Annotated in this window: 11 protein-coding genes; 8 read left to right on the top strand and 3 right to left on the bottom strand. The window is 60.4% G+C overall.

Going from position 1 to position 10750, the window contains the following annotated elements; translation table 11 throughout:
• Positions 1-7: 7 nt before the first annotated feature.
• Positions 8-1051 carry a hydrolase gene (locus AB3G35_RS04260; protein ID WP_050901297.1) on the top strand — a complete coding sequence of 348 codons (1044 nt, stop codon included), beginning with the start codon at positions 8-10 and terminating at the stop codon, positions 1049-1051.
• Positions 1051-1890: an AraC family ligand binding domain-containing protein gene (locus AB3G35_RS04255; RefSeq protein WP_369782332.1), complete on the top strand. Its 840-nt coding sequence runs from the start codon at positions 1051-1053 to the stop codon at positions 1888-1890. The genes AB3G35_RS04260 and AB3G35_RS04255 overlap by 1 nt, the downstream gene beginning before the upstream one ends.
• A gap of 122 nt (positions 1891-2012) precedes the next feature.
• On the opposite strand, the gene AB3G35_RS04250 is transcribed toward AB3G35_RS04255, so the two are convergent.
• Positions 2013-2867 (bottom strand): sulfurtransferase, encoded by an 855-nt coding sequence (locus tag AB3G35_RS04250; protein ID WP_369782331.1) that lies wholly within the window; start codon positions 2865-2867, stop codon positions 2013-2015.
• A gap of 29 nt (positions 2868-2896) precedes the next feature.
• A complete protein-coding gene (locus tag AB3G35_RS04245; RefSeq protein ID WP_016782608.1) occupies positions 2897-3565 on the bottom strand; it encodes a TetR/AcrR family transcriptional regulator in 669 nt (222 codons plus the stop codon).
• Positions 3566-3726: 161 nt separating this feature from the next.
• Here AB3G35_RS04245 and AB3G35_RS04240 point away from each other — a divergent pair, with 161 nt between their 5' ends.
• The 5 genes from AB3G35_RS04240 (at position 3727) to AB3G35_RS04220 (ending at position 8386) form a co-directional block, all read left to right on the top strand.
• Entirely contained in the window at positions 3727-5157 is a 1431-nt protein-coding gene (locus AB3G35_RS04240) for a coniferyl aldehyde dehydrogenase (protein ID WP_369782330.1), read from the top strand.
• Positions 5158-5170: 13 nt separating this feature from the next.
• A complete protein-coding gene (locus AB3G35_RS04235) occupies positions 5171-5716 on the top strand; it encodes a twin-arginine translocation pathway signal protein (protein WP_369782329.1) in 546 nt (181 codons plus the stop codon).
• A gap of 125 nt (positions 5717-5841) precedes the next feature.
• A complete protein-coding gene (locus AB3G35_RS04230) occupies positions 5842-7437 on the top strand; it encodes a GMC family oxidoreductase (protein ID WP_016782611.1) in 1596 nt (531 codons plus the stop codon).
• Between the two features lie 115 nt (positions 7438-7552).
• A complete protein-coding gene (gene coaD, locus AB3G35_RS04225) occupies positions 7553-8035 on the top strand; it encodes a pantetheine-phosphate adenylyltransferase (protein WP_016782612.1) in 483 nt (160 codons plus the stop codon).
• A 99-nt stretch (positions 8036-8134) separates the two neighbouring features.
• Positions 8135-8386 carry a YfhL family 4Fe-4S dicluster ferredoxin gene (locus tag AB3G35_RS04220; RefSeq protein WP_016782613.1) on the top strand — a complete coding sequence of 84 codons (252 nt, stop codon included), beginning with the start codon at positions 8135-8137 and terminating at the stop codon, positions 8384-8386.
• Between the two features lie 130 nt (positions 8387-8516).
• On the opposite strand, the gene mutM is transcribed toward AB3G35_RS04220, so the two are convergent.
• Positions 8517-9329: a bifunctional DNA-formamidopyrimidine glycosylase/DNA-(apurinic or apyrimidinic site) lyase gene (mutM, locus tag AB3G35_RS04215; RefSeq protein ID WP_016782614.1), complete on the bottom strand. Its 813-nt coding sequence runs from the start codon at positions 9327-9329 to the stop codon at positions 8517-8519.
• Positions 9330-9479: 150 nt separating this feature from the next.
• On the opposite strand from mutM, the gene AB3G35_RS04210 reads away from it, so the two are divergent.
• Positions 9480-10676 (top strand): class I SAM-dependent rRNA methyltransferase, encoded by a 1197-nt coding sequence (locus tag AB3G35_RS04210; protein WP_016782615.1) that lies wholly within the window; start codon positions 9480-9482, stop codon positions 10674-10676.
• Positions 10677-10750 lie beyond the last annotated feature (74 nt).

The following is a 10750-nucleotide window of genomic DNA, read 5'->3' as shown; positions in this document are numbered from 1 at the left end:
TCATCCGATGAGAACCACCGTGCCTTTTTCAGACAGCCATGCTTTACCCCTCAAGCCGTTTACTCCGGCTACGGGCCTGGGCAACCCCCATATCCAGACACTATGGGGGCCGTTGTGGCGCACCAAACCCGCCATTGAACATCGACGTGAACGTATCTGGCTCAAGGATGGCGATTTTCTCGACCTGGACTGGCACGGCATATCATCAGCCCATGCACCGGTGGTACTGGTGCTGCACGGCCTGACCGGGTCATCGAGCTCGCACTATGTGCTGGGGCTGCAAAATGCCCTCGCTGCACGCGGCTGGAGCAGCGCCGCACTGAACTGGCGAGGCTGCTCGGGCGAGCCCAATTTACTGGCCCGTAGCTACCACTCGGGGGCCAGCGAAGATCTGGCCGAGGCCGTGGCCCATATACGCGCCGCACACCCCCTGGCCCCGCTGTATGCCGTGGGATATTCGTTGGGGGGCAACGTGCTGCTCAAGTACCTGGGCGAAAGCGGCAGTGACAGCGGTTTATGCGGTGCTGTGGCGGTGTCGGTGCCGTTCCGGCTTGACCAGTGTGCCGACCGGATCGGCCTGGGCTTTTCCAGGGTCTATCAAGCCCACTTCATGCGCGAGATGCTGGCTTACGTCAAAGACAAAAAACACCGGTTCCAGCTCGACGCCCGACATGAAGGCCTGGCCAGCCTGACCAAGCTGGGCTCGGTCAAAACCCTGAGCAAAATGCGTACCTTTTGGGAGTTCGATGACCGCGTAACGGCACCTCTCAACGGCTACCTGAATGTCGATGACTACTACCGGCGCGCCTCCAGCCGCTACTTTCTGGGGACCATCGATACACCGACACTGATTATCCAGTCCACGGACGATCCGTTCGTGTTCAAGCACAGTATTCCCGAAACCAGCGAGCTATCGCCCTGCACGCAACTGGAATTGCACGCCAAGGGCGGCCATGTCGGATTTCTGGAAGGCTCGCCAGGAAGGCCAGGGTATTACCTTGAGCGCAGAATCCCGCAATGGCTGGCCGCGCTGCGGCTTGAATCTGCGTAATGGACGCAGAACAGGGTGAGTCGATCCGCTTCTGGCAAACGCCACCCCTGACGGGCGTGGAGCTGCTGACGGCGCGCTATATCGAACACCGCTTCGTGCCCCATGTGCATGATGGTTTTGTGATCGGCATGATTATCGAAGGCGCCCAGCGTTATCGCTATCGCGGTGCCGAGCATCTGGCCGCCACCGGCACGCTGGTGCTGATCAACCCGGACGAAGTGCACAATGGTCACAAAGGCCATGATGCGGGTTGGCGCTACCGGGCTTTTTACCCGGACAATGCGCAAATCCGACAGCTGCTGGAAGAACTGGAACTGCCCGCCAGCCACTTGCCGACCTTCAATGACACATTGCTGTACGACTGCGATCTGTTTCGCGGGTTGTTCCAGTTGCATCAATTGCTTGAAGGGCCAGAGACTGCACTGCAGCAACAAACGGCATGGCGCCAGATGATGCTTGCCCTGCTTAACCGCCATGCCCGCCTGCCATTGCCAGCAAAGCCCGGGGTCGAACACCGCACCGTCAGCCGGGCCAAGGAACTGCTGCAAGCCCGCCTGGCAGAGCCGCCTTCACTGGAAGAACTCGCCGCAGCGGTCAATTTGTCGCCATTCCACTTTGCCCGGGTATTTCAGCGCGCCACCGGCATGCCGCCGCACACCTGGCTGATGCAGCAACGTATCGCCCATGCCCGGGCCTTGCTGCAACAGGGCTGTTTGCCATTAGAGGTGGCGACGCAATTGGGCTTTGCCGACCAGAGCCACCTCAACCGGCAATTCAAGAAGGTCTACGGCGTTGGCCCCGGTGCATACCGCTTGGCCAGTGCCAACTCGAACCGCTGAAATCTGCACACATGCTGTGGGAGCGGGCTTGCTCGCGATTCAGACGCCACGGTCTATCCGTTAAACCGCGTTGCTGGCATCGCAGGCTAGCCAGCTCCCAAAGGTGTTGTGTACTGCGCACGTCAATCGCCGATGGCAATGCCCCGCGCCGGATCGTTGATCCACTCACTCCACGAGCCCGCATAAAGCTTGCCCAACGGATAGCCCGCCAAGCCCATTGCAAACAGGTTATGGCACGCCGTCACGCCCGAGCCGCAATAGGCCACCAACTCCTCGGGGGAGCGGCCCGCAAGTTTCTCGGCAAAACGCTGCTTGAGCTGCTCTGCAGGCAAAAAGCGCCCGCTGCTGTCGAGGTTTTCGCTGAACGCCGCACATTGCGCACCCGGAATATGCCCGGCGATCGGGTCGATGGGCTCGACCTCACCGCGAAAACGCGGCTGGGCACGGGCATCGATCAGGGTCAGCTCCGGCTGGCCGAGGCGCTTTTGCAGTTTTTCGGCACTCAGCAACATATGGCTGTCGGGCTTGCCTTCGAACGTCCCGCGCAGCGTCGGGGCGGCATCCAGGCTCAGCGGGAAGCCCGCGCCATGCCAGGCCTTGAGGCCGCCATCAAGGATAAACACGCCGTCACGCTTGCCCAGCCAGGTCAGCAACCACCATGCACGAGCGGCAAAAGCACCCGGGCCATCGTCATACAGCACCACATCGCTGTCGGCATTGATGCCCCAGGCTTGCAGTCGCTCAACCAGGATACGCGGGTCGGGCAGCGGGTGGCGGCCGGTTACACCCTTGATCACAGGCCCGCTCAGGTCGCGTTCAAGATCGGCAAACTGCGCACCGGCAATATGCCCCTCGGCATAGCTGCAGCGGCCGTAGTCCTGGTCTTCAAGGGCAAAGCGGCAATCCAGAATAACCAGGCCGGGCTGCGCCTGACGTTCATTCAGGGCTTGCGGGCTGATCAGTTGCGCAACGGGCATAGTGGACTCCTGTGAGGGGTGAAATGCGGTTATTGAGCGTACAACGCATGTTCCAGGGGGACGTAGTATTCCTTGATCAACTCATCGACGGCTTCGCGAGCCTGCTCGGTGACAAAACCCGACTCCAGCACCAGCAGCTGGTACACACCGCGCTTGATGGCCTGTTCGCTGAGCTGGTCACTGCTGTCACGGGTGGTACATAAAAAACCTACCCAGGAGGTAAGAATAATCCAGGCATTCAGGCTTAAGGATTCAATTTGCTGGGGGGTCATGCGCAAGATGTCAGCCTCGACAAACCCGGCGTAAATGGCCTGGGCCTGAGTGAGGCAGTGCTGGGAGAAACGTCGATAGCGGATGGCCAGTTCCGTGTCGCTGTGCAGCAAGTGTTCGATATCACGGTACAGAAACCGGTAACGCCACATCGCGTCCAGCAGTTGCTGCAAGTACTGGCGCTTGTCGGCAACGGTTGGCAACCGCCCTTGCGGCGGGTGCAAAAAGCTCAATACCAGTGCCTCGTACTCGCTGAACAAGACCGAGATAATCGCCTGCTTGTTAGGGAAGTGGTAATACAGATTGCCCGGCGAAATTTCCATGTGGGCCGCAATGTGGTTGGTGCTGACACTGCGTTCACCCAGCTGGTTAAAAAGTTCCAGGCTGCTATTGGCGATGCGCTGGCTGGTTTTTAGTCGTATGGCCATGGGCTTGCGCTTAAATTAAAAACGAAAGGCATCTTACGGCCTAACCTTGAAACGATAAACAACACGGAGGGCAGGCCTGCAATTGACAAGTTAGAGCATAGGCTCTAAAAACATGACTGCTCTGCAACGATAAAAACCGATAAAAAACGCCTGGAGCCACTATGTCTGTCGACAGTTCCCACCTTCACGACGCCTCGCTCCAACCGGACGATATCCAGTCCCTGCTCGACAAGCAGCGCCAGGCCTACGCCGCTCATCCGTTCCCGCCCCTTGCACAGCGCCAGCAATGGCTAAAAAGCCTGCGCCAACTGTTGAGCCGCGAGCGCGAGGTGCTGATCGACGCCATCAGCCAGGATTTCAGCCACCGCAGCCCCGACGAAACCCTGTTTGCCGAGCTGATGCCGTGCCTGCACAGCATCGATTACACCCTCAGGCACCTCAAGCGCTGGATGAAACCTTCATCACGCCGCGTAGGCATGATGTTCGCGCCCGCCAGTGCCAAAGTGATGTACCAGCCGCTGGGCGTGGTAGGGATTATCGTGCCGTGGAACTACCCGCTGTACCTGGCCATTGGCCCTTTGGTTGGGGCACTGGCGGCGGGCAACCGGGTCATGCTCAAGCTCAGCGAATTCACCCCGGCCACCGGGAGTTTGCTCAAGGATTTGCTGGGGCGCATCTTCCCCGACGACATGGTCACCGTGGTGTTGGGCGAGGCAGCAGTAGCGGTCGCGTTTTCCGGCCTGGCCTTCGATCACTTGCTGTTCACCGGTTCTACCCATGTGGGCAAACAGGTGATGCGCGCCGCGTCTGAAAATCTTACGCCGGTCACCCTGGAGCTGGGCGGTAAATCTCCCGCCATCGTGTCGGCCGATGTACCGCTCAAAGACGCTGCCCAGCGCATCGCCTGGGGTAAAACCCTGAACGCCGGGCAAACCTGCATCGCCCCGGATTATGTGCTGGTCCCCCAGAATCGACTTGAGGGTTTTGTCGACGCCTATCGCCAGGCCGTGCTCAGTTTTTATCCGACGCTCGCCGACAACCCGGACTACACCGCAATCATCAACGACCGGCAGCTGGCGCGCCTGGAACGGCTGCAAACCGACGCCACCCTCAAGGGCGCACGTCTGATCCCGCTGTATGAACAGGGCCAGGGGCGGCGTATGCCCCACGCCCTGCTGCTGGATGTAAATGACGACATGCAGGTCATGCAGGATGAAATCTTCGGCCCGCTACTGCCCGTTGTGCCCTACTCCACTCTGGATCAGGCAATGGCCTACATCAACCGCAGAGACCGCCCTCTGGCACTGTATTACTTCGGCTACAACAAGGCCGAACAACAGACCGTTATCCACAACACCCACTCGGGCGGGGTCAGCATCAACGAAACACTGCTGCATGTGGCCATCGACGACCTGCCCTTTGGCGGTGTCGGCCATTCGGGCATGGGCCATTACCACGGTCACGAAGGCTTTTTGACCTTCAGCAAGGCCAAGGGGGTGTTGGTCAAACAGCGCCTGAACAGCGCTTTGCTGATCTACCCGCCCTATGGCCGAAAGCTGGTAGGCATCATCCAGAAACTGTTTATCCGCTAGCGGAGCCTTGGCCATGCCAGCACACAGTGTCGAAAACGCCCTGATTTCACGTCGCGGGGTCTTGAAGATCGGCGCAGTGGCCAGTGTATTACTGGCCACTGCCGGGCTCGGTGCCAGCCTCAGCGGCTGTTCCGCCAGCAGCAGCGCCCGAGGGTTCTCGGTTCTGCGCAGCAGTGACCTGGCGTTCTTGCGTGCGCTGATCCCGGTGATGCTCACCGCCAGCGTAACCGCGCCAGCAATGCCCGGCGCGGTCAAGGCCACACTCGACACACTGGACGACAACCTCAACCACCTGTCGCCCGCGCTGCTGACCCTGACCCAGCAACTGTTCGACGTACTGGCCATGCCTGCAACACGCGGGCCGTTGACCGGGGTGTGGGGGCGCTGGGAAAACGCCAGCCCCGAACAGATTGAGTCATTCCTGCAGCGCTGGCAAAACAGCAGCCTGAGCCTGCTGAAAATGGGCCACGGCTCGCTGGTGCAACTGGTGATGATGAGCTGGTACGAGTGCCCGCAGTCTTGGGGCGCCTGCGGCTACCCAGGGCCACCCAAGCTGTAAAAAACCCGTGGGAGCGGGCTTGCTCGCGATTCAGGCAACGCGGTACTTCAGACCTGCTGAGTTGATGCCATCGCGAGCAAGCCCGCTCCCACAGAGATATCTCACACTCATTTTGAGTACTTCCTATGCCTGTACCCGATCCGTTCCGAGAAGGCCTGGCCCGAGGCTGGAAAACCCATGACGGCTCCCGCCTCGACAGCGACCTGACCCTGGAGGCTGACGTTGCCATTGTCGGCAGCGGTGCAGGCGGCGGCACCACGGCAGAGATCCTCAGTGCTGCGGGTTACAAGGTATTGCTGATCGAAGAAGGCCCGCTCAAGACCAGCAGCGATTTCAAACTTCTCGAAAACGAAGCCTACGCCAGCCTGTATCAGGAAGGTGTCGGGCGCATGAGCAAGGACGGCGCCATCAGCATTTTGCAAGGTCGGGCCGTGGGCGGCACCACCTTGGTCAACTGGACCTCAAGCTTTCGCACGCCAACCCCGACGCTGGAGCACTGGGCCCGCGAACACAACGTGGCGGGGCACAGTGCCGAACAAATGGCACCGTGGTTCGAGCGCATGGAGCAGCGCCTGGGTGTCGCCCCCTGGGCAGTGCCGCCCAACGCCAACAACGAGGTGATCCGCAGCGGCTGCGAAAAGCTCGGTTACAGCTGGCATGTGATCCCGCGCAATGTACGCGGCTGCTGGAACCTGGGCTATTGCGGCATGGGCTGCCCCACCAACGCCAAGCAATCGATGCTGGTCACGACCATTCCCGCCACCCTCGAAAATGGCGGCGAACTGCTCTACCTGGCCCGCGCCTGGAAACTGCAGATCAGTGGCGAGCAGGTCACCGGCCTGCAATGTCAGGCTATGGACAGCCGCTGCGTAGCGCCCACGGGCCGCACAATAACGGTCAAGGCCCGACACTATGTACTGGCAGGCGGCGGCATCAATACACCCGGCCTGCTAATGCGTTCCGACGCACCCGACCCGTACAAACAACTGGGTAAACGGACGTTTCTCCATCTGGTCAACTTTTCGGCTGCGCAATTTCCTACTGCCATTAACCCTTTTTACGGAGCGCCGCAGTCGATTTACTCCGATCACTTTCAGTGGAAAGACGGCGTCACAGGCCCAATGGGCTACAAACTCGAAGTCCCGCCTTTGCACCCGGCCCTGGCCGCCACCCTGTTTGCCGGTGTTGGCCAGACCAGCGCCGCACAAATGGCACAACTACCCAACACCCATATGATGCTGGCACTGATGCGCGACGGTTTTCACCCCGACAGCCCCGGCGGCCATGTGCAGTTACGCAGCGATGACACCCCCGTGCTCGATTACAGCCTCACACCCTATGGTTGGGAGGGCCTCAAGCGCGCGTTTCACAGCATGGCCGAAATCCAGTTTGCCGCAGGCGCCAGCGCGGTGATGCCGCTGCACAGCGATGCTGGCTACACCACCCGCCTGCGCGCAACCCGTGACCTGATCGACAGTTTGAGCCTTGAGTTGTATCGCACCCGCCTGGCCAGCGCCCATGTAATGGGTGGATGTGCGATGGGGGAAAATTCGCAAATGGCCGTCAGCGACAGCCTTGGGCGCCATCATCAATTACAAAACCTGTCCATCCATGACGGCTCGTTGTTCCCCACCAGCATAGGCGCCAACCCACAATTGTCGGTATATGGGCTGACAGCAAAACTGGCAACGCGACTGGCTGAACGCCTTAAAAATTCATGAAAAAGCAGTTATTTCGTCGCGTCTATAGTGCTTTCTTCTGCGAATGGCGACTTGGCCGACCGGGAATGCTGCGATACCATCCGACTCCCCAACGGATTCCCGCCAGGACGACGCGATGAACCGAGTGTTGTACCCAGGTACATTCGACCCTATTACCAAGGGCCATGGCGATCTGGTCGAACGCGCTTCGCGCCTGTTTGACCATGTGATCATTGCTGTCGCTGCCAGCACCAAGAAAAACCCGCTATTCCCTCTGGAACAGCGGGTGGAGCTGGCTCGTGAAGTCACCAAACACCTGCCCAATGTCGAGGTGGTCGGTTTCTCGACGCTGCTCGCGCACTTTGCCAAGGAACAGAATGCCAATGTATTCCTGCGTGGCCTGCGTGCCGTGTCGGACTTCGAATACGAGTTTCAGCTGGCGAACATGAACCGCCAACTGGCCCCCGATGTGGAGAGCCTGTTCCTCACGCCGTCGGAGCGTTATTCGTTTATATCGTCGACATTGGTGCGGGAAATCGCGGCATTAGGCGGCGATATCACCAAGTTTGTGCACCCGGTTGTGGCCGATGCCCTGACCGAGCGTTTTCGCAAGAAATAACCACTGAAGCGGCGCCCGCGTGCACTGCGGGCGCCAATGCGGCACAATTGACGCATTCGATTTCAGTTGCCCGGGCCGAGCGCCCCGGCCGGAGTACCCATGTCCCTGATCATCACCGACGATTGCATTAACTGCGACGTCTGCGAACCCGAGTGTCCGAACGCTGCCATTTCCCAGGGCGAAGAGATCTATGTGATCGACCCCAACCTGTGCACCCAGTGCGTCGGCCATTACGATGAGCCGCAATGCCAGCAAGTGTGCCCGGTTGACTGCATCCCGCTGGATGAAGCCCACCCGGAAACCGAAGAACAGCTGATGGAAAAGTACCGGGCGATTACCGGGAAGGCCTGATTCATCGTCTATGCGATTTGTGTGGGAGCGGGCTTGCTCGCGATAGATTCACTGCGATCGACCCGTTCGACCGAGGTGGTTGCATCGCGAGCAAGCCCGCTCCCACAAGAGTTCAGCGCAGGACGGGGGGCTACGTCTGGCAACGCGGGCAGAACACACTGGCGCGCTGGCCCAGCTTGACGTCACGCAGCTCGGTGCCGCAGACCTTGCACGGTTCATACCCGCGACCGTACACAAACAGCTCCTGCTGAAAGTAACCGGGCTGGCCGTCGCCGCCGATAAAATCGCGCAATGTGGTGCCGCCGCGCTCGATGGCGGCCGCCAGAATCCGCTTGATCTCAATCGCCAGCTTTAAATAGCGCGCCCGGGAAATGCTCCCGGCAGCGCGACGCGGATCAATGCCGGCAGCAAACAGCGCCTCGGTCGCGTAAATATTGCCCACCCCCACCACGACGGCGTTGTCCATGATGAACGGCTTGACCGCCATCGAACGCTTGCGCGACAGCTGAAACAGCCGCTCGCCATCAAACAGATCGGTCAGCGGCTCCGGGCCCAGGCGCACCAGCAATTCATGGTTCAGCGGGTCAAGGCTCCAGAGCATGGCCCCGAACCGGCGCGGGTCGGTGTAGCGCAGGGCCAGCCCGGACTCCAGCTCGATATCCACATGCTCATGCTTGGCCGCGGGCAACCCGGCTTCCACCAGCCGCAGGTTGCCCGACATGCCCAGGTGACTGATCAGCGTCCCGACTTCAGCATTGATCAACAGGTACTTGGCCCGGCGCTCCACCAGCACGATACGCTGCCCCGACAACCGCACGTCGAGGTCCTCAGGGATCGGCCAGCGCAAACGCCGCTCGCGCACAATCACCCGACTGACCCGCTGCCCTTCAAGGTGCGGGGCGATGCCACGGCGAGTGGTTTCGACTTCAGGTAATTCAGGCATGGAGGCTCCGTACTCTGGAATAGCTGGCAATTCTAACGGAAATTTCTGCGCCACTGGCTCCGCGATCCGACGCAATGCGGTGAATCAGCCACGCCTCCGGGGCGCGTCTAAGGCTATAATCGCGCCCTTTTCAATACCCGGAGCGACGTCATGTCCCTGCCAAGCCTGCGCCTTAAAGCCAATGCCGATCGACGCCTGCGCGCCGGCCACTTGTGGGTCTACAGCAACGAAATCGATGTAGCCGCCACACCGCTGAACGGTTTTAAGGCCGGCGACCAAGCGGTACTCGAAACCGCCGGCGGCAAGCCGCTGGGCATCGTTGCCATGAGCCCCAACAACCTGATCTGTGCACGCCTGCTGTCGCGCGACATCAAGCTGCCTCTGGACAAGTCGCTGCTGGTACACCGCCTCAACGTGGCCCTGTCCCTGCGCGAGCGCCTCTTCGACAAGCCTTACTACCGCCTTGTTTACGGCGATTCCGACCTGATGCCGGGCCTGGTGGTTGACCGCTTCGGCGATATCCTCGTGGTCCAGCTGGCCTCGGCCACGATGGAGCAGCACAAGGACGACGTGATCGCAGCCCTGGTGCAAGTGATCAAGCCAAGCGGCATCCTGTTCAAGAATGACTCGGCTGCGCGTGATGCCGAAGGCCTTGAGCGTTATGTTGAAACCGTCTTCGGCCTGGTGCCGGAGTGGGTGTCACTGGAAGAGAACGGCGTGAAATTCGAAGCCCCGGTGATCGCCGGGCAAAAAACCGGCTGGTTCTACGACCACCGCATGAACCGCGCCCGCCTGGCCCCGTACGTCAAGGGCAAGCGCGTACTGGACCTGTACAGCTACATCGGCGGCTGGGGTATCCAGGCCGGTGCTTTTGGCGCCAGCGAAGTGTTCTGTGTCGACGCCTCATCCTTCGCCCTCGACGGGGTTGAGCGCAACGCAGCGCTGAACGGCTTTGCCGAGAAAGTCACCTGCATGGAAGGCGACGTGTTTGAGGCCCTTAAAGAGCTGAAGGCCAACGAAGAACGTTTCGACGTGATCGTGGCTGACCCGCCTGCCTTTATCAAACGCAAGAAAGACCTGAAAAACGGCGAAGGCGCGTACCGCCGCCTGAACGAGCAGGCCATGCGCCTGCTCAACAAGGACGGCATTCTGGTCAGCGCATCGTGCTCGATGCACCTGCCGGAAGACGACCTGCAAAACATCCTGCTGACCAGCGCCCGTCACCTGGACCGCAACATGCAACTGCTGGAGCGCGGTGGCCAGGGCCCGGACCACCCGGTACACCCGGCCATCCCGGAAACCCGCTACATCAAGAGCATCACCTGCCGTTTGCTGCCTAACAGCTGATGTAACGCCCGCTCCTTGCAGGAGCGGGCTTGCTCGCGATTAGAACGATGGGGTAAGTCACCACCATCGCGAGC

Origin of the sequence: Pseudomonas sp. WC2401 (assembly GCF_041200115.1) — a bacterium.
Classification (GTDB): domain Bacteria; phylum Pseudomonadota; class Gammaproteobacteria; order Pseudomonadales; family Pseudomonadaceae; genus Aquipseudomonas; species Aquipseudomonas fragi.
The sequence above is the reverse complement of the archived record's forward strand: the minus strand, read 5'-3'. Positions and strand labels throughout refer to the sequence as shown.